Origin of the sequence: Streptomyces antibioticus, assembly GCF_002019855.1 — a bacterium.
Lineage (GTDB): Bacteria > Actinomycetota > Actinomycetes > Streptomycetales > Streptomycetaceae > Streptomyces > Streptomyces antibioticus_B.
Map to the genome: position 1 here is coordinate 3,436,395 of NZ_CM007717.1, position 23,691 is coordinate 3,460,085.

At 67.0% G+C, this 23,691-nt stretch carries 24 protein-coding genes and 1 tRNA gene; 14 read left to right on the plus strand and 11 right to left on the minus strand.

Translation table 11 applies throughout. The features are described from left to right. Nucleotides 1–11: 11 nt before the first annotated feature. The gene (gene hppD / locus AFM16_RS15280; RefSeq protein ID WP_078633637.1) at nt 12–1,157 is read right to left on the minus strand and encodes a 4-hydroxyphenylpyruvate dioxygenase; all 1,146 of its coding nucleotides are present in this window, start codon (nt 1,155–1,157) and stop codon (nt 12–14) included. Between the two features lie 123 nt (nt 1,158–1,280). Here hppD and AFM16_RS15285 point away from each other — a divergent pair, with 123 nt between their 5' ends. The 5 genes from AFM16_RS15285 to AFM16_RS15305 all read left to right on the plus strand — a co-directional run bounded on the left by AFM16_RS15285 (nt 1,281) and on the right by AFM16_RS15305 (nt 5,476). After that, the gene (locus tag AFM16_RS15285) at nt 1,281–1,757 is read left to right on the plus strand and encodes an Lrp/AsnC family transcriptional regulator (RefSeq protein WP_030780285.1); all 477 of its coding nucleotides are present in this window, start codon (nt 1,281–1,283) and stop codon (nt 1,755–1,757) included. Nucleotides 1,758–1,778: 21 nt separating this feature from the next. Next, nucleotides 1,779–2,426: an ABC transporter permease gene (locus AFM16_RS15290; protein WP_030780288.1), complete on the plus strand. Its 648-nt coding sequence runs from the start codon at nt 1,779–1,781 to the stop codon at nt 2,424–2,426. 145 nt (nt 2,427–2,571) lie between these two features. Beyond that, the gene (locus AFM16_RS15295; RefSeq protein ID WP_245177700.1) at nt 2,572–3,672 is read left to right on the plus strand and encodes a betaine/proline/choline family ABC transporter ATP-binding protein; all 1,101 of its coding nucleotides are present in this window, start codon (nt 2,572–2,574) and stop codon (nt 3,670–3,672) included. Beyond that, nucleotides 3,669–4,466, plus strand: a complete 798-nt coding sequence (locus tag AFM16_RS15300; RefSeq protein WP_030780295.1) for an ABC transporter permease — start codon at nt 3,669–3,671, stop codon at nt 4,464–4,466. The genes AFM16_RS15295 and AFM16_RS15300 overlap by 4 nt, the downstream gene beginning before the upstream one ends. Nucleotides 4,467–4,525: 59 nt before the next feature. Next, nucleotides 4,526–5,476 carry a glycine betaine ABC transporter substrate-binding protein gene (locus AFM16_RS15305; RefSeq protein ID WP_489433991.1) on the plus strand — a complete coding sequence of 317 codons (951 nt, stop codon included), beginning with the start codon at nt 4,526–4,528 and terminating at the stop codon, nt 5,474–5,476. Between the two features lie 21 nt (nt 5,477–5,497). Here AFM16_RS15305 and AFM16_RS15310 read toward each other — a convergent pair whose 3' ends face one another. The 6 genes from AFM16_RS15310 to AFM16_RS15335 form a co-directional block, all read right to left on the minus strand. Beyond that, on the minus strand, nt 5,498–6,289 hold the full coding sequence (locus AFM16_RS15310; protein ID WP_030780301.1) for a S16 family serine protease: 792 nt from the start codon (nt 6,287–6,289) through the stop codon (nt 5,498–5,500). A 405-nt stretch (nt 6,290–6,694) separates the two neighbouring features. Then, a complete protein-coding gene (locus tag AFM16_RS15315) occupies nt 6,695–7,336 on the minus strand; it encodes an IclR family transcriptional regulator (protein WP_030780304.1) in 642 nt (213 codons plus the stop codon). A gap of 344 nt (nt 7,337–7,680) precedes the next feature. After that, nucleotides 7,681–9,483, minus strand: a complete 1,803-nt coding sequence (locus AFM16_RS15320; protein ID WP_078636965.1) for a DEAD/DEAH box helicase — start codon at nt 9,481–9,483, stop codon at nt 7,681–7,683. Nucleotides 9,484–9,622: 139 nt separating this feature from the next. After that, nucleotides 9,623–10,021, minus strand: a complete 399-nt coding sequence (locus AFM16_RS15325; RefSeq protein WP_078633639.1) for a type II toxin-antitoxin system death-on-curing family toxin — start codon at nt 10,019–10,021, stop codon at nt 9,623–9,625. A 2-nt stretch (nt 10,022–10,023) separates the two neighbouring features. Further along, nucleotides 10,024–10,251: a YlcI/YnfO family protein gene (locus tag AFM16_RS15330; protein ID WP_078633640.1), complete on the minus strand. Its 228-nt coding sequence runs from the start codon at nt 10,249–10,251 to the stop codon at nt 10,024–10,026. Nucleotides 10,252–10,295: 44 nt separating this feature from the next. Beyond that, a complete protein-coding gene (locus AFM16_RS15335) occupies nt 10,296–11,756 on the minus strand; it encodes an MFS transporter (protein WP_078633641.1) in 1,461 nt (486 codons plus the stop codon). A 211-nt stretch (nt 11,757–11,967) separates the two neighbouring features. On the opposite strand from AFM16_RS15335, the gene AFM16_RS15340 reads away from it, so the two are divergent. Both AFM16_RS15340 and AFM16_RS15345 read left to right on the plus strand, forming a co-directional pair. Then, nucleotides 11,968–12,042: transfer RNA gene (locus AFM16_RS15340), tRNA-Cys, on the plus strand. A gap of 269 nt (nt 12,043–12,311) precedes the next feature. Then, nucleotides 12,312–13,277 (plus strand): tyrosine-type recombinase/integrase, encoded by a 966-nt coding sequence (locus AFM16_RS15345; protein ID WP_245177701.1) that lies wholly within the window; start codon nt 12,312–12,314, stop codon nt 13,275–13,277. Nucleotides 13,278–13,459: 182 nt separating this feature from the next. On the opposite strand, the gene AFM16_RS15350 is transcribed toward AFM16_RS15345, so the two are convergent. Next, a complete protein-coding gene (locus AFM16_RS15350; protein ID WP_078633643.1) occupies nt 13,460–13,705 on the minus strand; it encodes a GntR family transcriptional regulator in 246 nt (81 codons plus the stop codon). A gap of 106 nt (nt 13,706–13,811) precedes the next feature. On the opposite strand from AFM16_RS15350, the gene AFM16_RS15355 reads away from it, so the two are divergent. The 3 genes from AFM16_RS15355 to AFM16_RS39040 all read left to right on the plus strand — a co-directional run bounded on the left by AFM16_RS15355 (nt 13,812) and on the right by AFM16_RS39040 (nt 15,167). Then, the gene (locus AFM16_RS15355; RefSeq protein WP_245177702.1) at nt 13,812–14,138 is read left to right on the plus strand and encodes a hypothetical protein; all 327 of its coding nucleotides are present in this window, start codon (nt 13,812–13,814) and stop codon (nt 14,136–14,138) included. Further along, nucleotides 14,128–14,496, plus strand: coding sequence for a hypothetical protein (locus AFM16_RS39035; RefSeq protein WP_143648367.1), 369 nt, complete (start codon nt 14,128–14,130; stop codon nt 14,494–14,496). The genes AFM16_RS15355 and AFM16_RS39035 overlap by 11 nt, the downstream gene beginning before the upstream one ends. A gap of 125 nt (nt 14,497–14,621) precedes the next feature. Beyond that, nucleotides 14,622–15,167 (plus strand): hypothetical protein, encoded by a 546-nt coding sequence (locus tag AFM16_RS39040; RefSeq protein WP_143648370.1) that lies wholly within the window; start codon nt 14,622–14,624, stop codon nt 15,165–15,167. Nucleotides 15,168–15,797: 630 nt separating this feature from the next. Here AFM16_RS39040 and AFM16_RS39045 read toward each other — a convergent pair. The 3 genes from AFM16_RS39045 to AFM16_RS15360 all read right to left on the minus strand — a co-directional run bounded on the left by AFM16_RS39045 (nt 15,798) and on the right by AFM16_RS15360 (nt 18,885). Next, nucleotides 15,798–16,823, minus strand: coding sequence for a hypothetical protein (locus tag AFM16_RS39045; protein ID WP_143648372.1), 1,026 nt, complete (start codon nt 16,821–16,823; stop codon nt 15,798–15,800). A gap of 520 nt (nt 16,824–17,343) precedes the next feature. Continuing rightward, entirely contained in the window at nt 17,344–17,745 is a 402-nt protein-coding gene (locus AFM16_RS39050; protein WP_143648374.1) for a hypothetical protein, read from the minus strand. A 939-nt stretch (nt 17,746–18,684) separates the two neighbouring features. Beyond that, the gene (locus AFM16_RS15360) at nt 18,685–18,885 is read right to left on the minus strand and encodes a hypothetical protein (RefSeq protein ID WP_078633644.1); all 201 of its coding nucleotides are present in this window, start codon (nt 18,883–18,885) and stop codon (nt 18,685–18,687) included. Nucleotides 18,886–19,130: 245 nt separating this feature from the next. On the opposite strand from AFM16_RS15360, the gene AFM16_RS15365 reads away from it, so the two are divergent. The 4 genes from AFM16_RS15365 to AFM16_RS15375 all read left to right on the plus strand — a co-directional run bounded on the left by AFM16_RS15365 (nt 19,131) and on the right by AFM16_RS15375 (nt 23,459). After that, on the plus strand, nt 19,131–19,733 hold the full coding sequence (locus tag AFM16_RS15365; RefSeq protein WP_078633645.1) for a recombinase family protein: 603 nt from the start codon (nt 19,131–19,133) through the stop codon (nt 19,731–19,733). Nucleotides 19,734–20,328: 595 nt separating this feature from the next. Continuing rightward, entirely contained in the window at nt 20,329–21,420 is a 1,092-nt protein-coding gene (locus tag AFM16_RS15370) for an alpha/beta fold hydrolase (RefSeq protein ID WP_245177704.1), read from the plus strand. After that, entirely contained in the window at nt 21,421–21,846 is a 426-nt protein-coding gene (locus AFM16_RS40015; RefSeq protein WP_245177705.1) for an alpha/beta hydrolase, read from the plus strand. Next, nucleotides 21,843–23,459 carry an alpha/beta fold hydrolase gene (locus tag AFM16_RS15375; RefSeq protein ID WP_078633646.1) on the plus strand — a complete coding sequence of 539 codons (1,617 nt, stop codon included), beginning with the start codon at nt 21,843–21,845 and terminating at the stop codon, nt 23,457–23,459. Before AFM16_RS40015 ends, AFM16_RS15375 begins: the two co-directional genes overlap by 4 nt. The last annotated feature ends 232 nt before the right edge of the window (nt 23,460–23,691 follow it).

Here is a 23,691-nt window from a genome sequence, read left to right on the forward strand (position 1 = left end):
GCAGCGGCGGGCTACAGGTTGCCGCGCTTCTCCTGCTCCCGCTCGATCGCCTCGAAGAGGGCCTTGAAGTTGCCCTTGCCGAAGCCCATCGAGCCGTGCCGCTCGATGATCTCGAAGAACACGGTCGGACGGTCCTGGACCGGCTTGGTGAAGATCTGGAGCAGATAGCCGTCCTCGTCGCGGTCGGCGAGGATCTTCAGCTCGCGCAGGGTCTCCACCGGCACCCGGGTGTCGCCGACCCACTCGCCGAGGGTGTCGTAGTACGAGTCGGGGGTGTCCAGGAAGCGGACGCCGGCCGCGCGCATGGTGCGGACCGTCTCGACGATGTCGTTGGTGTTCAGCGCGATGTGCTGGACGCCGGCGCCGCCGTAGAACTCCAGGTACTCGTCGATCTGCGACTTCTTCTTGGCGATCGCGGGCTCGTTGATCGGGAACTTGACCTTGAGCGTGCCGTCGGCGACGACCTTCGACATCAGGGCGGAGTACTCGGTGGCGATGTCGTCGCCCACGAACTCCTTCATGTTCGTGAAGCCCATGACCTTGTTGTAGAAGCCGACCCACTCGTCCATCCGGCCCAGCTCGACGTTGCCGACGCAGTGGTCGACCGCCTGGAAGGTGCGGTGGGCGGGCGGCTCGACCAGCGGGTCGGCGGCGGCGAAGCCCGGGAGGTAGGGGCCGTCGTAGCCGGAGCGCTCGACCAGGGTGTGGCGGGTCTCGCCGTAGGTGGCGATCGCGGCGAGGACGACCGTGCCGTGCTCGTCCTTCAGCTCGTACGGCTCGGCGACGGAGCGGGCGCCGTGCTCGATGGCGTAGGCGTACGCGGCGCGGGCGTCCGGGACCTCGATCGCGAGGTCGATCACGCCGTCGCCGTGCTCGGCCACGTGCTGGGCGAGGAAGTGGCCCCAGGTGGTGGCGGGCTTGATGACGGAGGTGAGGACGAAGCGCGCCGAGCCGTTGGTGAGCACGTACGAGGCGGTCTCGCGGCTGCCGGTCTCCGGACCGCTGTACGCGACCAGCTTCATGCCGAAGGCGGTGGAGTAGTAGTGCGCCGCCTGCTTGGCGTTGCCCACGGCGAAGACGACCGCGTCCATTCCCTTGACCGGGAAGGGGTCGGCCTGCCGGGCGGTGTCGGGAGTGTGGTGTGTGGTCTGCGTCATAGGCGGAAGCCTCGCCCCGACCCGCAAGGTGCGCAATAGTTCGCTCCGCCACCGGGCAATCTGTTCAGTGCTACGGCGGTAGGGGCGGACTTTCTGTACAGGGTGACCATCACGGAGGCGGTCGTGGCGATCGATCATCTGGACGGACGCATCATCGTGCTGCTGGCCCGGGAGCCGCGGATCGGGGTGCTGGAGATGTCCCGGCGGCTGGGGGTCGCCCGGGGCACCGCGCAGGCGCGGCTGGACCGGCTTCAGTCGAATGGCGTCATCCGCGGTTTCGGCCCGGACGTGGATCCGGCGGCCCTCGGCTACCCGGTCACCGCGTTCGCCACGCTCCAGATCCGGCAGGGCCAAGGGGCCGACGTACGGGCCCACTTGGCGACCGTGCCGGAGGTCCTCGAACTGCACACCACCACCGGCAGCGGGGACATGCTGTGCCGGCTGGTGGCCCGCTCCAACGCCGATCTCCAGCGGGTCATCGACCTGGTTGTCGGTTTTGATGGGATCGTCCGGGCCTCCACCGCGATCGTGATGGAGAACGCCGTACCGCTGCGGATCATCCCGCTGGTGGAGCAGGCGGCCCGCGACCGGGAGACCTAGAACCTGGGGCGGTGAGCGCGTGTGAGCTTCTGGGAGTACCTGGCGGGCCGGCATCAGCAGTTGCTCACGGACGCCTGGCAACACGCCAGCGCCGTCTTCCAGTGCACGGTCCTGGCCACCGTCCTCGGGGTGCTGATCGCGCTGGCCACCTACCGCAGCGAGCGGGCCGGGGCGCTGGCCACCACCGCCACCGCGACCGTCCTGACCGTGCCCTCGCTGGCCCTGATCGGTCTGCTGATCCCGGTGGTGGGGCTCGGCGTGCCGCCGACGGTGATCGCGCTGACCCTGTACGGGCTGCTGCCGGTCGTACGGAACGCGATCGTCGGCCTGCGCGGGGTGGATCCCGCGCTGGTGGACGCGGCCGAGGGCATCGGGATGTCGCGGACGGCCCGGCTGCTGCGGGTCGAACTCCCGCTGGCCTGGCCGCCGATCCTCACCGGCGTCCGGGTCTCCACCCAGATGCTGATGGGCATCGCGGCGATCGCCGCCTACGCCTCCGGGCCCGGCCTCGGCAACGAGATCTTCCGCGGCCTCGCCTCCCTGGGCAGCGCGAACGCCCTCAACCAGGTCCTCGCCGGCACGCTCGGGATCGTCGCCCTGGCGCTGCTGTTCGACGCCGGGTACGTGCTGCTCGGGCGGCTGACGATTCCGAGGGGGATCCGTGGCTGAGTCGCCGGTGGTGGCAGGGGTGCGGCGGACCGGGACGGCACCACGGAGCGGGCCGCGGCCCGGGGGCCGGTCGCACGGAGCGCGGATCGGCCTGGAGAACCTCAGCAAGCGGTACCCGGGCGCTTCCGGGCCCTCCGTGGAGGACGTGAGCATGGAGATCGGGGCGGGCGAGACCGTCGTCCTGGTCGGACCGTCCGGCTGCGGGAAGTCCACCACCCTGAAGATGATCAACCGGCTGATCGAGCCGACCGGCGGCCGCATCCGCATCGACGGCGAGGACGTCACCGCCATCGACCCGGTACGGCTGCGCCGCAAGGTCGGGTACGCGATCCAGTCCTCCGGGCTGTTCCCCCATATGACCGTCGCCCAGAACATCGCCCTGGTCCCCCGCATGATCGGCTGGTCCGCGGCCCGGATCCGGGACCGGGTGGAGGAGATGCTCGACCTGGTCGGGCTCGACCCCGGCGAGTTCCACGACCGCTATCCGCGCCGCCTCTCCGGCGGCCAGCAGCAGCGGGTGGGCGTGGCGAGGGCGCTGGCCGCCGATCCGCCGGTCCTGCTGATGGACGAACCCTTCGGCGCCGTCGACCCGATCACCCGCGACCACCTCCAGGACGAGCTGATCCGGCTCCAGCGCGAGCTGCGCAAGACGATCGTGTTCGTCACCCACGACTTCGACGAGGCGATCAAGCTGGCCGACCGGATCGCGGTGCTGCGCGAGCGCTCGCACATCGCCCAGTTCGACACCCCGGAGGCGATCCTCACCCATCCGGCGGACGACTTCGTGTCCGGGTTCGTGGGCGCCGGGGCGGCGCTGAAGCGGCTCAACCTGACCCGGGTGCGGGACGTGCGGGTCGTCGCGCACCCGACGGTGTCCGTCGACGACACGCTCCCGGACGTCGTCCGACGGCTGGACGCCTGCGGCCGCGACGAGGTCCTCGTCCTCGACCTGAGCGGCCGGCCCCGCAGATGGCTGCGCCGCGCCGACCTGCCGGACCCCCCGGGCCCGCTGGACGGCGCCGGGACACCGGTGGACGGCGCCACGGTCGGCGAGGACGCGACCCTGCGGGACGCGCTGGAGGCGGTGCTGACGAACGGCTCCGGCCGGGTCGCGGTCACCGGACCGCAGGGCGAGTACACCGGGGTGGTGGACGTGGGGACGCTGATGGACGCCGTACACGAACTGCTGGAGGACGACCGGCGCCGGGCGGGGCGGGACACGGACGGTCAGGGGTGGGAGGGATGACCGCGCTCGACATCGAGGAGACCGGGACCGCGCCGTCGCCCACGAGAGGCCGGGCACCGCGGATCGGCTGGCGGAAGCTGACCGTCCTGCCCGCCTGTCTGGTGGCCCTGATGCTGGGGACCTGGCTGTGGTTCCGCCAGGCCGAGCTGGATGTCGTCTCCGAGAACGCCCTCTCCCACGGCCAGGTCTCCAAGGCGCTGTGGCAGCACGTCGAACTGACCGTGCTCTCCACCTTCTTCGTGCTGATCCTCGCGATCCCGCTGGGCGTCCTGCTGACCCGCCCCCGGTACGGCCGCGCCACCCCGTTCGTCATGGCCTTCGCCAACGCCGGCCAGGCCACCCCGGCGATCGGTCTGCTCGCGCTGCTGGTGATCTGGCTCGGCACCGGGACGAAGGCCGCCCTGATCGGCATGGTCGCCTACGCCGTCCTGCCCGTCCTCGCCAACACCGTCACCGGGCTGCGGGCCAACGACCCGACGCTGCTGGAGGCCGCCCGCGGCATCGGGATGTCCCCGCTGGACGTGCTGCGCCGGGTGGAGCTGCCGCTGGCCGTCCCGCTGATCCTGGCCGGGGTCCGTACGGCCCTCGTCCTCAACGTCGGGACGGCGACCCTGGCGGCCTTCGGCGGGGGCGGCGGCCTGGGCGTGCTGATCACCGCCGGGATCACCAACCACCGGATGCCGGTCCTGGTGCTGGGCTCCCTGCTCACCGTGGCCCTGGCCCTGCTGGTGGACTGGCTGGCCTCGCTGGCCGAACTGCTGCTGCGGCCCCGGGGGCTGGAGACGGAACGGTGAGGGGGCCCGCGCCGGGGCGCGCGCTGTCCGTACGGTCCGGACCGGCCGTACGGTCCGCGCTGGCCGTCCTGTCCGCGCTGGCCCTGGTGTCCGGCGTCTCCGGCTGCGGGCTGAGCAGCGGCTCGCCGATGGCCGACGACGTCTCCCCCGGCACCATCGGCAAGGGACGGCCGCTGACCGGTGCGCGGCTCACCGTGACGTCCAAGTCGTTCACCGAGAACCTCGTCCTCGGCGCGATGATGGGCATCGCCTTCCAGGCGGCGGGCGCGGAGGTCGTCGACCGGACCGGCATCCAGGGGTCCATCGGCCCCCGCGAGGCGGTCCGCAAGGGCGAGGCCGACGCCATGTACGAGTACACGGGCACCGCCTGGATCTCGTACCAGGGCAACAGCGAGCCGCTCCCCGACGCGCAGGCGCAGTGGAAGGCCGTGCGCGACGCCGATCTGAAGAACGGTGTGACCTGGCTGCCGCCGTCCCGGCTGGACAACACCTACGCCCTCGCCATGAACCGGGATCTGCACAAGCGGTACGACACGCACAACCTCTCCCAGGTGGCGGCCCTGGGCACGGCGATGCCGAGCGCGGTGACGCTGTGCGTGGAGGGCGAGTTCGCCAACCGCGCGGACGGGCTGCCGGGGATGCTCAAGGCGTACGGGCTGAAGGTGCCGGCGTCCCGGATCACCCAGATGGACACGGGGATCATCTACACCGAGGCGGCGAAGGGGCGGTGCACGTACGGGGAGGTGTACACGACCGACGGCCGGATCGCGTCCATGGACCTGGTGGTGATGGCGGACGACCGGACGTTCTTCCCGCACTACAACGCGGCCCCCGAGGTCAACTCCAGGACGCTGGAGAAGTGGCCGGCCATCGCCGACGTCCTGGCGCCGCTGACGGCGAAGCTGGACAACGAGGTGGCGCGGACGCTGAACGCGCGGGTGGACGTGGACGGGGAGGATCCGCACCAGGTGGCGCTGGAGTGGATGAGGGAGCAGGGGTTGGTGCGGTAGGAGGCCGGGGGCAGGGCGCTGTCAGCAGGCCGGGACCGAGCCCTTGCCCGACTCCAGGGCCACCAGCGCGTCCACCGCGCCCTTCAGCGTGGTGACCGGGATCAGCCGCAGGCCCTTCGGCAGCTCGGAGCGGGCGTCGGAGCACTCCGCCTTCGGTACCAGGAAGACGGTCGCGCCGTCCCGCCGGGCGGCCTGTGTCTTCAGGGCGACCCCGCCGACCGCGCCGACCTTGCCGTCCGCGTCGATGGTCCCCGTACCGGCGATGGTGCGGCCGCCCGTGAGGTCGCCGTCGCTGCCGTCGCCGTCGAGCTTGTCGACGATCCCGAGGGAGAACAGCAGCCCGGCGCTGGGGCCGCCGACGTCGGCCAGCTCCAGGTCCACCTCGATGCCGTCGTCGGTACGGCCGAGGTAGCGCAGGGCGGCCTCGGTCGCCGTGTCCTGGGACTGCTCCATCTGCTCGGTGTTGTGCTTCTCGATCTCCTCGGTGTCGCCCCCGCCGGGGTACACCGAGTCACGCGGCATGATCGCCTGGTCGGTGCGGAACCAGCCGTCGATCAGATCGCCCAGCCGGACACTGGCGTCCGGGCCGGTCGCCTCGATGGTCGTCATCCGGAGCTGGCCCGTGGTCGGGCGGACGGGCGCGCCGGAGATCGTGATGACGGGCGTGCCCCGGTCCTCACCGAGCACGTTCGCCGTCATCCCGGGCTGCGCCACCGAGAACGGCAACGGCGCGACAGCCGCCGTGACCAGCAGGGCCACCAGCGGCACGGCACAGACGGCGACGGCCCTGGGGCGCGTGAGACGAGAGAGCACGGGGCCAATGTAACCGGCGGGGGCGAAACGCTCCCGCGGCAGGTGCGCCGGCTCGGGCCGCGGGGCCTTGGGGGCGGGCTCGGGGGAGGGTTCGAGTGAGGGCTCGGGTGCGGGTGAGGGCTCGGGTGAGGGCTCGGGTGAGGGCTCGGGTGCGGGTTCGAGTGAGGCTCGGGTGAGGGCTCGGGTGCGGGTTGCGGGCGGGCGCCCGGGTCCGCCGGGTGCCCGGGTCCGCCGGGTGCCCGCTTCGCGGCGTGGCCGGGCCCGGCCCGGTGGCGGCCACCGGGCAGCGCCTCCCCCGCTCGGCCGGGGGACCGAACAGGGCTACGGCGGCCCGGCGTACACGGCGTACGCGGCGTGCACCGCCCCGCCCGTGTGGACGAGGCCGTGCGGCGGGCGCGCCCGGCGTCAGCGCAGGGCCTCGGCCACTTCTCTCGCCGCGTCCACGACCCGTGGGCCGACGCGTTCGGGGACCGCGTCGGCGAGCATCACCACGCCCACGCTGCCCTCGACGCCGGTGACGCCGATCAGCGGGGCGGCGGCTCCGCTCGCGCCCGCTTCCAGTTCGCCGTGGGTCAGGGTGTAGCCGGGTTCGTCGGGCAGGCGCCGGCGGGCCGCGAGGATCGCGCGTCCGGCGGCCCCCCGGTCCAGCGGATGCCGGAAGCCCGCCCGGTAGGCGACGTGGTAGTCGGTCCAGGTCGGCTCGACGACGGCGACCGCGAGGGCCTCCGCGCCGTCGACCAGCGTGAGGTGCGCGGTCGCCCCTATGTCCTCGGCGAGCGAGCGCAGCGCGGGGAGCGCCGCCTCACGCACCAGCGGATGGACCTGCCGGCCCAGCCTGAGCACCCCGAGGCCGACCCGGGCACGTCCGCCCAGGTCGCGTCGTACGAGTGCGTGCTGTTCCAGCGTGGCGAGCAACCGGTACACGACGGTCCGGTTCACGCCCAGCTTCTGGGAAAGTTCGGTGACGGTCAGCCCGTGGTCCGTATCGGCCAGCAGTTTCAGGACCTTCAGGCCCCGGTCGAGCGTCTGGGAGGTCTCCGCGGTCACGACGCCCACTCCTTAAGTGGTGAGGTCGGCGGCCCCCTCGCGGCGGATGCGACACCGAGTCCCGTCAGTGACGCGCTTCAGAGGCCGCCGATCGGCAGATGGGCACGGCGTGTCCGGGCCCAGTCGCTTCACGGCTGCGCTCCGCGGCGGCGCTGCCACGGGGCGTGTGCGTAGCGGGACAGTAGCCGGGCGGGTTCGCTGAGCGGAAGGCTCCGTCCAGAATCCGGTCAATGGCCGGTATGGAGTTCCTGTGTTTGTCCCGATACGTACGGGGCGCAGCATGCGGCTGCGCGCCCCCTTCCTGACCCCCACCCGACATGACGTCCACGGCATGCGCGCGGACGTCACTTCATCCGGGTCGCCCACTCCTGCACCTTGGCGATGCGCTGCCGCAACTGCCCCGCCGTCGCCTCCGCGCTCGGCGGTCCGCCGCACACCCGGCGCAGCTCGGTGTGGATCACCCCGTGCGGCTTGCCGCTCTGGTGGACGTATGCGCCGACCATGGTGTTGAGCTGCTTGCGCAGCTCCATCATCTCCTTGTGCGAGACGACCGGCCGCCGCTCGGCCGGCAGCTCCAGGAGGTCGGCCTCGGCGTCCGGCTTCCTGCGGCTGTGCGCGATCTGCTTGGCCTGCCGCTTCTGGAGCAGCAACTGCACCTGTTCCGGTTCGAGCAGCCCCGGGATGCCGAGGTAGTCCTGCTCCTCCTCGCTGCCCGGGTGGGCCTGCATGCCGAACTCGGCGCCGTTGTACATCACCCGGTCGAAGACGGCCTCGGACTCCAGCGCCTCGAAGGCGAACTGCTCCTGCTCGCCGGTGTCCTCGTCCTGCTCCTTCTCCGCCTCCGCGAGGAGCTTGTCCTCCTCGGCGTACGGGTCCTCCTCGCCGTCCTTCTTCGGCTTGTCGAGGGCGTGGTCGCGCTCGACCTCCATCTCGTTGGCGAAGGTCAGCAGGTCGGGGATGGTCGGCAGGAACACGGACGCGGTCTCGCCGCGCCGCCGCGACCGCACGAAACGCCCGACGGCCTGCGCGAAGAACAGCGGGGTCGAGATGGTGGTGGCGTACACGCCGACCGCGAGGCGCGGCACGTCGACGCCCTCGGACACCATCCGTACGGCGACCATCCACCGGTCGTTGCTGCCGCTGAACTCGTCGATCCGGCCGGACGCGCCGGCGTCGTCGGACAGCACGAGCGTGGCCTTCGACCCGGTGATCTCGCGGATCAGCTTGGCGTAGGCGCGGGCCGACTCCTGGTCGGAGGCGATGACGAGGGCCCCGGCGTCCGGGACGGCCTTGCGGACCTCGGTGAGCCGCTGGTCGGCGGCGCGCAGCACGCTCGGCATCCACTCGCCGCGCGGATCCAGCGCCGTACGCCACGCCTGGCTGACGGCGTCCTTCGTCATCGGCTCGCCGAGCCGCGCGGCGATCTCGTCGCCGGCCTTGGTGCGCCAGCGCATGTTGCCGCTGTAGGAGAGGAAGATGACCGGCCGCACGACATGGTCGGCGAGCGCCGAGCCGTAGCCGTAGGTGTAGTCGGCGGAGGAGCGCCGGATCCCGTCCGGGCCCTCCTCGTACGCCACGAAGGGGATCGGATTGGTGTCGGACCTGAACGGCGTGCCGGTGAGCGCGAGCCGCCGGGTGGCCGGCTCGAACGCCTCCAGGCACGCCTCGCCCCACGACTTGGAGTCACCGGCGTGGTGGATCTCGTCGAGGATGACGAGCGTCTTGCGCTGCTCGCTGCGGTTGCGGTGCAGCATCGGGCGGACGCCGACGCCCGCGTAGGTCACGGCGACGCCGTGATAGTCCTTGCCGAGCGGTCCGGCGCTGTACTCCGGGTCGAGCTTGATCCCTATCCGCGCCGCCGCGTCCGCCCACTGCTTCTTCAGGTGCTCGGTCGGCGCGACCACGGTCACCTGCTGCACGACGTGGTGGTGCAGCAGCCAGGAGGCGAGGGTGAGCGCGAAGGTCGTCTTGCCGGCGCCGGGGGTGGCGACGGCGAGGAAGTCGCGCGGCTGCTCCTGGATGTACTTCTCCATCGCCCCCTGCTGCCAGGCCCGCAGCTTGCTGGCGGTGCCCCAGGGGGCGCGGCCGGGGAAGGCGGGCGAGAGGTGGTGGGAGTGGGAGGTGGAGGTTGCGGCGGTGGTAGTCACGGTCTCCGGGTTCGGGGGTCGGACGGCTCGGTTCTCGCTGCTGATCACTCGGCTACGTATGACAACCGGGCCACCCTACCGGCGGCCCGGCACCGTCATCGCGCGAACGGGGCCGGGTCGCCGCCGGGTGGGACTGACGTCACAACGCCCGCAGCCGCGCCGCGATCACCGCGATCTCGGACTCCGTACCGGAGGCCACGTCGATGACCAGGTCGTACGCCGCGTCCTGGTCACAGGCGGCGAGATCCGTGCCGTGCAGCGCGAGAAAGGTGGCGGCGGCGAGCCAGGCGGCGCGCTTGTTGCCGTCCACGAGGGGATGGTTCGCGGCGATCCCGTGGAGCAGGGCGGCGGCCTGCTCGTAGGGGTCGGTGTAGGCGGCGGTGCCGAACATACGGGCGCGGGGGCGGTGGACGGCGGAGGCGAGGAGGGCGGGGTCGCGGGTCTCGGGGGCGGGGTTTTCAGGGCCGTCCGGCCCGGAGAAGGCGATCCGTGCGATGTCCGTCACCTCGGCGACGGTGAGGTGTCTGGTCGCGGCCATGGTCACTCCCCCAGCTTCCGCAGCAGCCCGGCGTGCGCCCGCGCGAGCCGCTCGGCCACGCTTCGCACCCGCGCCTCCTCGTCCCGCATCCATGCCTCGACGGCGTCCCGCGCGATGTCCTCGGGACGGCGGCCGGTGGCGTCGGCGAGATCGTCGAGGGCGCGCCGCAGCGCCGGGCCGAGAGGGACGGCGAGCGGGGGCGTGCCGGAACCGGGGGTGGGCTGTGACATGCGGCGAGGCTAGGAGACTGGCGAGGCTCCTGGCCAGGGCTTTTCTACTGTCGCCGTTCGCGCACCCGGGTGGTCACCCAGGCCCCGAACAGGGCGACGACGGCCATCGGCAGGAAGACGACGGCGAAGGCGGCCGGATGGGACGACGACTCCCCCTCGGCCAGGGTGCCCGCGTGGGCGACGGCCCCGCCGCCGAGCGCGGCGAAGGCGGCACCGCCGGCGGCCAGCAGCAGGACGTTGGCCAGCCCGTCGGATATCTGGAGGGCGGCCGAGTTGGTGCCGGCCTCCTCCGGCGCGGAGAGCTGGAGCAGCAGCACGCTGGTGGAGGCGATCACGAGCCCCATCCCGAAGCAGCCGAACCCCCAGGCCACGGCCAGCGTCCACACCGGCACGGAGTGCAGGAGCACGGCCGGCGCGGCGGCGATGGAGAGGGCGACGAGCACCATCCCGAACGTCATCAGCCGCTCCCGGTACGGCTCCACGCGCGGCCGGGACTGCACCCAGGACCCCAGCGCCCAGGTGGCGCCGCTCGCGGCGAGCGAGAACCCGGCGAGCGTGGGGCTCAGCCCGCGCTGGGTGACGAGCATCAACGGCACGAAGGACTCGGCCGAGATGAACGCCCCGGCGGCGACACCGCGCAGCAGGACGACGGACGGCAGCCCGCGGGCGGCCCGCCAGGTGCCGCGCGGCAGCAGCCCGAGCACGGCGGGCACGAGCAGGGCGAGCCCGAGGGCACCGGGGAGCACGGAGAGGGGCCGCAGATCCTGGGCGGCGTACTGGAGGAGCCCGGCCCCGCAGGAGATCCCGAGGGCGAGCCGAATCCGACGCCGCCCGTCGGTCCGGGGCTGAGAGTCGGCGGTGGTGTCGACGGGCCCCCCGGCCCGCACCCGTATCTGAGGCAGCGCCAGCGCGAGCGGCAGCACCACCAGCACCGGTATCCCGAGGAACACCCACCGCCACCCGAGATGCTCGGTGACGGCCCCGGCGGCCAGGGGCCCCACGACCGACGGCAGCACCCAGCAGGCGGCGAACGCGGCCATGATCGCGGGCCGCAACCGCTCGGGATAGGCCCGCCCGACGACGACGTACAGCGCGACGATGACCAGCCCGCCACCGAGCCCCTGCACGGCCCGCCCGAGGATGAACACCCACATGCCCCCGGCGGTCCCCGCCACCACGAGCCCCGCCCCGAAGGCCGCGATCCCACTGCCCAACGGCCCGAGCGGCCCCCGCCGGTCGGACCACTGCCCGGCGAGCACCATGCCGAAGAGACTGGTGGTGAAGTACCCGGAGAAGGCGAAGGCGTAGAGGGAAACCCCACCCAGCTCGCGGGCGGCCACCGGCATGGCGGTCCCCACCGCGGTCGCTTCGAAGGCGATCAACAGCACAACGGAGACGATCCCGACACTGAGCGCCCTGAACGACTTCCCGAGCACGGACTCACCGTGCTCGGGGACTGCTGCCGTGACGCCGATGTCACGCGGACGCGGTTCCTGGACTGCCATGCCCGCCAGCGTAAGGTCCGCCACTGACAATGACCCCTGTCAAAAGTCGGTCCCGCCCCTCAGCCCTTGGTCGTACGCCCGGCCCCCTTTCATGAACGCCGTATGGCAGTCCCGTTGCACCCCCACGGATGCCCTTGAGCCCCACGCCACCCCACCCGTACGGTCAAGTCACCAAGTCCGGAACGCGGCCCTGCCGCCTCCGAACCAACTTGGCCGTGTGCCCGAGTGGCTTAGGGACTCGCCTGCAAAGCGAGGTACGTGGGTTCAATTCCCGCCACGGCCTCCACAACAGTCTCTGACCTGCATGTTCGTAGGTCAGACACAGCTCTCACGGTCTAGGACTCCCGTCCGAGACGGGGCTAGGTCAGTTGCTTGGTCCACTATCGACTGACCTAGCTCCACAGAGCGCCACACGGCGCAAAGGGAGCCCAAGTGACCTCACGTACACCTCTCCGGAGCGCGCTCAGGAAGCCCCAGAGCAGCACTGAGCCGACACAGCCGACAGCACCTCTCCGCGTAGTCGACGGACGCTCAGCCACGGATGCGCGTACGGCCATGCTCGATGAACTCGACCTTCACCTGAGCACGATCACCAACAGGTACGGACGTCCCTTCCAGCGGAAGACCATCAACGCGTACAAGTTCGCTGGTGTGGCTCTCCATAACTGGATGACCGAGAGCAGCATGGAAGGCGACTTCACCGCATGTGACGTAGCCACCCTGAACCGCTTCTTTCGCTGGTACTACCAGGTGCACGACGTACCCAAGTCGCAGGACGGCAAGGGCGGTTACACGGGAGGGACGAACACCCTTCAACGCAATCTCCGTCCGCTGTTCATCTATCTGGCAGAGGAGTACGACCACCCAAGCCCGTACGACTCCCCCAAGCTCCACAGGTACACGGCTCCCCCGATCGGTAAGCCCAAGACGCTCTCTGAGGAGTTCGTGACCGACGTACTCAAGGTCACGGGGAACGGCTCCCCCAAAGTCCGTGACTTCCAGACCGTGAGGGATCACGCAATCGTCCGTGTCCTCACGGAGGGACTGAGAGCGGAAGAGCTGTTGAACCTGCGGGTTGAAGACTTGGATCTCACCCGACACACGTTGGTTGTGATCCCTCTGAAGATGGACCGGAACAGCGTTGACGGCCGGACCATTCCCCTACAGCCCAAGACGGTAAAGGCTCTCGTTCGGTATCTCCGGGTGCGCTCCACTCACGCCATGGCGAACTCAACCCCGTTCCTCTGGCTCGGTACACGCAACCGGGGTCCACTCCAGTACAGGGGTCTGTACGTCATGGTGAAGAAGCGTGCCAAGGATGCGGATTACGACCCTGCCCAGGTTGCTCCTCACTCGTTCTGCCACACGTGGGCAGACGACTTGAAGGCTGCGGGAGTATCGGGCGAGCACATCATGGCTATCCGTGGTTGGAAGTCTCCCGCCATGCTCCGCAGGTACGGCGCAGACATGGCCAGCACAAGGGCCGTGAACGCCGTACAGGGCTTGGGAGACAGGTACTGACCCCAAGACACACGAGAGCCCAGGTGACTCCCACAGAGGGGAAACCTGGGCTTTGTGCTTTTCTGTCGAGTTGTTCGGGAAAACCGACCCCCTACCTTTACCGTTCGACTTTCCGAACGGGGTGGCCCGGTCTTTCGAGTGCGTAGGGCTTCCAGGGGGTTGGGCAGTAGCCGGAACGACTCTCAGGCCCCATCAGGGGGCGTGTCGGTCACGTAGTTGCCCTGTCCGACTTCCAGCCGTAGCCAACCCTCCGCCCGTAGGGCTACGACAGCCTTCTGTGTGGTCGCCTGTGCCGTCCCGTACTCCGCTGCCAATGCGACCGTCCCAGGGAAGCGCTCACCAGGTGCCCACTCTCCAGAGCGCAACCGGCGACGCAGATCATCGGCAATCTGGGGCCAGAGGTTCCGGGAACGATCAAGGTCAGCCATACGGCCAGCGTGCGCGGTACTGCGGTGATCTGCTACCGCGCTTACGCGTAACCGCGTAACCTCAGCTCACGAGAGGCCCCCGCGACCGGGCGAACGGTCCGGGGGTATGGCCAACAGCCATGAGGAGCTGATGACAGTGAGCCAGCCTAGCCACGTACGGCTGCTGCCCTGGAAGTGGCCGGAAGGGAAGACGGCACACCTGATCACGGACGGGACGCGCACAGCGTTGTCCATGCTGGCCGACAGCATCGAGAGTCAGCAGATCGAGACAGCAGCCGTGATCGTGGGACTGGCGCGGCCGATGGTCGCAGAAGAGGCCACACTCACGACAGATGAGCTGCGCTGGATCGCAAGCCGTCTCATCGAAAGCCTGACGGACGTACTGAACATCGCTGAGAGCCGGGGGCAGCGGATTCCCGGATATGAGGAGTGACGTGAAGAGGAGACATGCCCGCTGGGCGGGAGTCGCGCTGATTACGGGTCTTGCCATAGCCGGATGCGGGAGCACGGACGACAAGGGCGCTGAATCAGATGAGCCGGTAAAGGCCACACACTGCGGCACTGGCCAGGGGACCACTATGGAACTCCGGGCAACCAACGACTTCCCGAATCCAACGGCCTACGTGATTCAGCTCTACTGGTTCAACGGGGAGGGGAGACAGGTGGAAATGGGCCAGATGACCACCGACGCTATCCAGCCTGGAAAGTCACTCACGTTCAATGTCACCGGTCGTCGTCCTGGGGACGCAACGGTACGAACGTGTGAGGTAAAGGTACTGGGAGCCGAGTGAACACGTGAGCGAATAAGGGGAGCCCCTGGACGCGGTACCGACCGGTCTGGGGGCTCTCCCATGTCCAACCGCAGATGTTCCTCAAGTAGGGGTCCAACAGGCTTGCCAACGGGCATCCTTGGCGCATGTCGCTTCCAGTGATCGCCATCATGGTTGCTTCGGTCAGTGCCCTCTTCACGGGGGCCAATATGCTCGTCTCTGCCCTGAACTACCGCAGAGCTAAGCCGCGCATCAAAGTTAAATTGCATCTTTGGTGCCCGTCGGAAATTAGCTGGGACTCCATTAAGTGCAACATCCGATTCATCAGTAATAGCTCTACGGCAGTCTCCGTTGAGAGGGTAACCCTTCTCCAAAAGGTCACCAACGCAGACTTTACCTGTACGAAGGAAATCGCTGTAGCGATTCTCAAAGGAGAGGAAAAGAGGGAGATCAGTTCCTTTGACGGTCCACTCTGGCAAGGGGCTATCTACGCAGGTTCATACAAGCCGCTCGAAGGAAACCCCGTCACTATGCTGATCCAGCTAGGAAACGGGAAGATTGTCAAGCCTGACCTTCTTTCTAGGAGGAGACTCACTAAATGGATGGAGCTAATGTCTTTCATGCATGAAAGTCGCCAGCAGCTTGCAATGTACGAAAATTCCGCTAGGCAACTCACCTTTGACGACATGTGAGATGCGAAAGCAGCGCTCGGCTCCCTCTGGGGTCGGGCGCTTACCTGCATCCGTAAGCGGAATGACTCATGTCTGTTTGTCAGTGGTGGCTGAGACGATAGAGGGAAGTTGAAGGAAGACGACATACACCAGGAGGAAGCATCAACAAGACAGTACGCAAGAGGGCAGACAAGCTGAAGACAGGTGATCGGCTGAAGTTGTGGAACGGCAAAGCTGGTGAAGTTCTCTCGATCGAGAAGGGATTCAACCAGTCAGGAATGAAGTGCCTGATCCTGCGGTTGTACAAGTTGCCTACGGTTGTTGTGAAGGAAACTCGGTTCCTGGACATCTATCCAGGGTGAACAAGTAACTCGACAGGGAAGATGGAAGGTTTCCCGAACTCGGAAGTTTTGTTACTACTCTCAAATGCCATCGAGAGTAGTAACTCCTTCTAGTCGAGACACCTACGGAACTACCTAGAAAACCAGGAGCCACGGCTGCAATTCCTTTGAATTTGTTATTCAGTAGCCTCATTCCCCTATTAAATAAAGGAATTAGCGTACCCCGGCCGGCTGAGCCCTATAGAATTCCAAAAGAGAAGTCCAGGGATATCGATTCCCTGGACTTTCTTATGGGTGCTCAATGTTTCCCCTATCCATTCTCTCTTGCTCTGGCGTAATTGGCCAGTCGGGCAATGCCCGCAGAAGTATTGGGCGTGTGGTCGTGCGTCTTGCGCATTACCTTCTGCGCCTGCTCGATCTTCTCTCTGTCCTTACGTGCCTGGTCTCTGGCAAGCATCACCTTGAGTACGCGGTGGTTGTAGTCATCATCGGATTCCTCAACACGCCTGAGAGGCTTCCAGTCGCTCTCTGAAGGCTTGGAGGAAGCCTCAGGCTCCGATGCCTCAGGCTGTGCGCCGTTGGCGCTTACAGAGGCATCGAGGGACGCGGGTACGTGGGCAACGTCCTTCCTTCTGCTCTTGGGAATGAACGATGCACGAGACTTCTTAGTCTCACCAGGAGCAGGAGACGCGGGAGCGTCGACTACGTCTACCAGAGGAGAGATACCAATCTCTTCAATAACTACCTCACCAGGAATGACCAGAGGAGACTTAGTCTCCACCAGAGGAGATCCCTGGTTATCCTTCTGAACATGAGTAACTCCCCCATTATTAGATGAACTATCTACTGAACTATCTCTTGAATTATTGGACCCTTCCATGGAAGGGGTATATACCCCTGCTGGAGAAGGGTTGTTTACCCCTGCTGTAGAAGGGGTGTTGTCTGCTGGTGCAGGGGTATTGGTGGATACCCCTTCTGTAGCAGGGGTATTGGGTGCAGAAGTGTAGTGAGAGGTGTTCACTTCCCCCTCTGCAAGGTTGATGATCCCTGGCACGTTGAGAACATAGTGATTCTTGCGCCCTACCTTTTGCTTGGTCACGAGTCCTGGCAAGTAGGCATCGGCACCCTTGAAGTTCTTCGCGTGCTTGATACCTCTTGCCTTGGCCAGTCGTTCGACACTCGGGTTTAGCTGTCCGGTTTCCTTGTTCCATCTCATCACTAGCTCAATCAGCAATACTTTGTCTTCCGGTCTGAGATCGCTGATTGTGATGGTGTTGATTAGGTCGAACTTATTGGCACCAGCGGTGTTCGCTGGCTTATCCAGTCTGTCAGTCATAGCTGATATCCTTGAGGTAGTTGGTTAATTGCGGCTTGGTTAGCCCGGTTGATTTACTTGGGTGGAGGCTTCATTGGAAGTGATAGGCACCATTTTCTTATCCTCTTCCCGAGAGCCCTACGGACATTCCCCCGCCTGTAGGGCATTTCTCACGTAACACTATTCGGCATAGGGCAATAGCTCGATTACTACTCCGTCTGATCCAGAGAGAACCCCTCGATTCATTTTCATTTTCATGAATCGGGGGGTTTCCCTGTTTTAGTCTGATTCATTCTTGCTCTTTAGTCGGTCCTCAAGGGCAAAGGACTTCTAGTTCTGAAGAGAACCCCGCTTGAATTTCCCCATGAACTCGAAGCCGGCTCGGGGTACAAACCTGAATTCTTCAAAGAACTCAGAATGGCTTCATAATCGGCATCGGGGAACTCCTCATAGAACCTTTCTTCTGGAATGAGTTCCCCTCTGTCGCGTAGTTCTGTGTAGATAGCCAGTGCGGGAATACTCAGTTCCTCTGGCTTTGCCATTAACCCTCCAATGGATAGAGATGAGTTGTCTTCTCTCCCATAAAGCCCTGGGTTGAAGAGACAAGCTCATGAATCTGTCCGGCCTGCTTCAAGTACTCCAGAGCCGTACGGAAATCAGAGGCAGTGGAACCCGGTAGACGCTCCACAAAGTCAGCCTCTACGTTGCGAGCAACGGCGGGCGTGTTTCTATCCAGGTATCCCTGGATCAGATCCAAAATGGCTGGTCCGGCCGATGACATCACAGCCTGTCTGTGCTGCTCCCTCTGGTACTGCTCAATCATTCTTTCCTGCTCCGTTCGCATTGCGCGCTGCTTAGCCTCGCGCTCCGGAGCGGTGGCGATATGGTTCGTCCACCAATTCCCTTGCTGTGCTCCTGCGGTGAATGCGCTTGAGTTAGTCATATTTGGTTTCTCCTAGTTAAGTGTGTATGTGTGTGGTCTGCGCTTACGGTCGACCGTAAGCCATCCTCTGTCTTCTAGTACCTCAATGGCCTCTCTGAGCAGTCGGCCGTCTGTACTTAGCCCAAGAGCCTCACTCAGCTCAGCTTGTGTAAACCTTTTTCCCTCGTGTTGCTTCATATACATCCAAAGCAAATTGGCGCGGGCATGGTTCCTCTTCTGTCTCCAGGGGTGTCGGGCTTTCCCCTCTAGCTCGATTTCTTCTGTCTCGCTCATCTCATCCTTTCTCCAATGCTGTTCTCTGGCCGTCCGGCCATAGGGTCTCTGTAACGTGCTTGCTTACCTCTCTGAGGCACTGTCCTAGCTCTGGGAACGTCATACGCGTCTCCTCTGCTAGAACGTCTACAGAGGCGGTTTCTCCGCGTTCGCGGTGCCATTGCATGAGGCTGAGTACGGCGTAGGCTCTCGGGGACATCTCTGTACCCCTTACGCCAACCATCCGGAAACCTCTAGCTCAGCTAGGCAGGCTTCCTTGGGTACGTACGGCTGACCCATCTTGGATAGGTAGTCGCGCCATGCCGTATCAGGCACCGGGATTCCGGCATGGAAGGCAAGCCAAGTCATCTTGGCTGCGAAAGATAGGTCTCGTACCCGCCAGATAGGCAGGTACTCAAGAGTTGTGCTCATTGCTACTCCGGGTGGTCGTGTCTGTCTCTCTACGGCCGTCCCCTTCTATGAATCCATTTTACCGAGAAAACTCACATTGTTGGTGAGAGCGCGGACAGCACAGAGCCCCGACCACCAGGGACTATGACTGTCCGTAGCGGATCGGGGCTCTTAAATGCCTCTTGATCACGTAATGTAATTTTGTAATTAACTCGTGATCTTTCCGTCATGAAATTGTTACAAAAATACCTTGACTTATAAGGGTCTGAATGCGTGTCACATGGCTAGTGCGAGTGCTGCGCGCCCCTCGATGGCTCCCTGTCCGAAGCTTGCCGCACGGCCAACACCCCCTGAGTTCAGGAAGCCTTGCTGTAGCCCCTCCCACATCTGGTCGCCCTGGTCGGCTCCCTCTGTCGCCGTTGCTGCCATTGCGTCGATCGCATCCATATCCACCGGCATTCCCGGTCCCATGCCCATGATCAATCTCCTGTCTGTCTCGTCTGTCTGGTGCGCCTCCCCCTCCCTCTAATTGTCTCAAGATTTGTAGCAAGAGTGCTGTTCGGAGCCGTCCGGCGACTGTTCATCAAACGGTCGTTTGCTGAACCTGTGCCGACAGGGCCCGTGAACCCCGGATCGTTCATCTCGGTGTTCATCAACCCGTTCATCTATCTGGTACCGTTCATCTTGTTGGCAGGCACGTTTGATGAACGCGAGGGGGAGTCATGGCACTTGTTGGACTGGTTCGAGTGAGCACGGACCGTCAGGAGACGGCTCGACAGCATGACGCACTCACGGAAGCCGGATGCGTCAAGGTCTTTGAAGAGAAGATCTCCGGGAAGCTCACTGTCTCGGAGCGCCCTGGTCTCGTCTCGGCACTCGGGTATATGCGAGAGGGAGATATGCTGTGCGTCCAGGAAGTTGACCGGCTCGGCCGGAACCTTCTTGAGGGACTGCTGATGCTGACTGATCTTTTCGAGCGTGGCGTAGCCGTAAAGGTGCTGGACGGTATCGCCAAGGGTGAGCACACCGAACGGAGTCTCATCCTTGACCTTGCTTTCGCTCTGGCAGAGGACAGGCGACGGGACATCGTGAAGAAGACCAAGAACGGCCTTGAGAGTGCCCGGAAGAACGGGCGGGTTGGTGGTCGCCGTCCGGTCATGACTGAGGCTCTTACGGCTCAGGCTGTGGCGCTCCGAGACAAGGGATTCACCATCCGGCAGATTCAGCCTCACCTCACCTACAAGACCGGGAGCGGAGAAACCCGTAACCCGTCCGTTGGTGCCATCTCTCAGGCTCTCCAAGCCCATGACGAGAGCCAGAGCTGAACCACTCCCTGACAGCCCCTCAGAGCCCCGTACAGCGCCCCTGGTGCCTACGGGGTTCTTCTGTGTCCCGGCCCTCTGTGCCCGGTGTTGGGTAAGTCGCCTGCCATGTCCTGAACCGCTTGACCAAGGGGACGAGCCTGGTCAGACTCGGTACGAGTCCCAGGCTGCGTGAGCAGACTGCAAAGCGAGGTACGTGGGTTCAATTCCCGCCACGGCCTCTACCTGGCCTGACCAGGCAGAACAAGAGGGCGACACCCTGGCGGGGGTGTCGCCCTCTCGTTCGTGCGGCCGAGTTGCCCGCGAACACCCCCCTCGATCAACGACTGCTCCGAGTGGAGCCCATGAGTGGTGGACGTCTGTCCGCGCGCTCAGGCTGGCCCACGTGGTGCCCGCCCGCAGCAGGCGGTGGCGGGCGGAGCCCTGCCCTGCGTGGCCGGGGACGTCAGAGAAACGGGATCGCATGAGGGAACAGCGCATCAGAACGGGCTGTCCGCCGACCGTTCGCGGGAGCGGGAGCAGGAGCGGCAGCGACGGCCACGGCAGTGACAGCAACGGCACGTCCGCACTACGACACCCCCGGCGGACTCGCGCCACAGTGGCCGCCGTCGGCCTCGCCCTCCTCGGTGTCCTCGCCCCGACACCCGGCCACGCCGCGACGGCCTCCGCGAGCGGGCCGCGGCCGGTCGCGTCCGCGCGGTTCGTGCCCGGGCCGTGTCCGCGGACGCCCGAGCCGGTTCCTGGGCGGTGCGGATTCCTGGAGGTTCCGGAGAACCGGTCCCGGCCCGGTGGGCGGACGATCCGGCTGGCCGTCGCGATCATTCCGGCCGTCTCGCCGAAGCCGGGCGCGGATCCGGTCGTGTTCATGGCCGGCGGTCCCGGGGGCGACGCGTTCGGCGACATGCCGTTCGTGATCGGCGCGGGCGTGAACCGGGACCGCGATCTGATCGTCATGACCCAGCGCGGAACGCTCTACGCGCGGCCGAACCTCGCCTGCCCGGAGATCGACCGCTTCTACGCGGAGTCCGTCGGGCTGCGCTACGACGCGGCGTCGACCGGACGGCGCCTGGTGCGCGCGACCAAGCAGTGCCGGGACCGTCTCGCGGGCCAAGGCGTCGACCTGAGCGCCTACAACACCACCGAGAACGCCGCCGACTTCGCCGACCTGCGCACGGCGCTCGGCATCCGCCGGTGGAACGTCTACGGGTACTCCTACGGCACCGACCTCGGGCTCACCTACCTCCGCCGCCACCCCCAGGGCATCCGTTCGCTGGCGATCGACTCGGTCGTACCTCCCCAGATCGTCAGTCTGCCGTGGACCTGGGACAGCGCCCGGGAGGGCATCAACGCCGTCTTCGCCGCCTGCGCGGCCCAGCCTGCCTGCAGGAACCGCTACCCGAACCTCTCGCGCACGCTGACCCAGCAGGTCCGGCGGCTGGAGGCACACCCCCTGACGGTGAAGGCACAGCCTCCCGGGGGAGGCGCGCCGGTCAAGGTCGTCCTCGACGGGGGCGCGCTCGTCAATCTGCTGGTCGCCAACGCCGTCCCGGCCGTCGACGTGCCCGCGGCGCTCGACGAACTCGCCCACGGCGATCCGGGGCGCTTCGCCCGGGCCCGCGCCGCCGGCGCCACACCCGTCATCGGCGAGTTCGCGCACGGCCTCACCCAGTCCGTGGCGTGCAGCGAGTGAGTGCCGGGGTATTCGCGGGCCGACCTGCTCGCGGCCGGACGCCGGGCCTTCCCCGGCTGGCCCGACTCGGTGCTCGCCCAGGCACCCCAGCTCCCCTTCCAGCACGAGGCGTGCCGCGTCTGGAACGTCCCGGACCGCACCCGGGTCCAGCGCGTGACGACCGTGAGCAAAGTGCCGGCGCTCGTGCTCTCGGGAACCTTCGACGCCAAGACGGGGGCCCGCTGGGGCGCGTACGCGGCCCGCACCCTGTACCGCTCGACCACCGTGCTGATTCCCGGAATCGGCCACTGGGTGGTCCCCCAGTCGCCCTGCGCGGCCAGCGTCCTGACCTCGTTCCTCACGCGCCCCACCGCGCCCGACACCCGCTGTGTCGCGGGCCTGACGCCGAAGCCGTTCACCATCGTCCCCGCCCGGGAGAACTCATGACGTCCAGCCCTGGAGAACGTAAGACGTCCAACCGTCCGCCGCGCCGGCTGCCCGCCGCGCTCGCGGGGGCCACGGCCGGCCTCCTGGTCGCCGGTCTCGCCGCCTCCCCCGCCGAGGCCGAGCCCGGCACCACGACGACCACGACAACCACGACGACCCCGGGCACCGTCGCCCGGACAGCCGGCCACTCCCGCTTCGTACCGGGCCCCTGTCCGCGGACCGCGGACCCCGTCCCCGCTCTGGAGGGGGCGAAGTGCGGCACGCTCACCGTGCCCGAGAACCGCTCCCGCCCCCGGGGACGGAAGATCACCCTCTCCGTCGCCGTCGTGCCGGCCGCCACCCGCAGGCACGCGCCCGACCCGATCGTGTGGTTCGCCGGCGGGCCCGGCGACGACGCCGTCTCCGAGGCCCAACTGGCGGTCGACGGCGGCCTGAACCGCGACCGGGACGTCATCTTCATGTCCCAGCGGGGTACTTACTCCGCCGATCCGGTGCTCACCTGCCCGAACATCGACGAGTTCAACGCCCGTGCCGTCGGCCTGGTCTACAACGCCCCCTCCACCGGGCGTCTGCACGTCCGCGCGACGCGGGCCTGCCGCGACCGGCTGGTGCGGCGCACCTCCGACCTCGGCGCCTACAACACCACCGAGAGCGCCGCCGACTACGCCGACCTGCGCGTCGCCCTGGGCATCAAGCGCTGGAACGTGTTCGGCATCTCGTACGGCACGGACCTGGCGCTGACCTATATGCGCACGCACCCGCAGGGCGTCCGGTCCGTCGGCATCGACGGTGTGCTGCCGCCCTCCCTGGCCGGTGGCGCGGTGACCTGGAGGGCGGCGCGCGAGGGCTTCGACGGACTGTTCGCGGCCTGCGCGCGGCAGCCGGCGTGCAACCAGCGCTATCCCCATCTGTCGAGGACCTTCCGGAACCTGGTGAGCAAGCTCGAAGCCCGTCCGGTCACCACCCACGTCACCGTCCCCGGACAGCCCGGACCGGTGAAGGTCGTCATCGACGGCGGCACGCTGGTGACCTGGCTGACCTCCGCCACCCACCTGGCGTCCGGAGTGCCGCGCTCCATCGACGAGTTGGCGCACGGCAACCCCCAGCGCATCGCCGAGCAGTGGGCCGGGGGCAAGCTCAGCCCGCAGGCCGTCGGCCGGGTCGCGCACGGGCTCGCCTACGGCGTCTTCTGCGGCGAGTGGACACCGTACGAGACCCAGGCCGAGGTGATCCGGGCGGGACGGCGCGCGTTCCCCACGTTCCCCCGCTCCGTCCTCGCCAATGCCCCGCAGCTCCCCTTCCTGCACGACGACTGCCGCGCCTGGAACGTCCCCGCGCAACCGCGTGCCGTCCGCAGCGTCGTCCGCAGTGACATCCCCACCCTGGTCATGTCGGCGGGCTTCGACGCGCAGACCGCGCCGAGCAACGGACCCTACGTGGCCCGCACCCTGCCCCGCGCCACCACCGTGACCGTGCCGTACGTCGCCCACGTGGCCTTCGCCGAATCACCCTGCGCGCAGGCGATCACCCGGTCGTTCTTCGACGCGCCGACGTCGGCGGACACGTCCTGCCTGGCGGGGCTTCAGCCCCCGCAGTTCGAGATCGCGCCGTAGCGCCGTAGCGCCGTAAGGGCGGGCGAGCAGCCGGGAGACACGGCGCTCGCCCGCCCACCGCGTCGGGCCGTCAGGCCGTCAGGCCGTCGGGCCGTCGGCCCCGCAACCCCCGTTCCGTTCCCGGGAATTAACCTCCGCCCCCTTGGCGGCCCCCTCTCTACGCGCGTAACTTGAGCCGACTTCACCGCGACGTACGAGGAGACCGTCAACGTGTCCAGAAACGCCGGCAGCA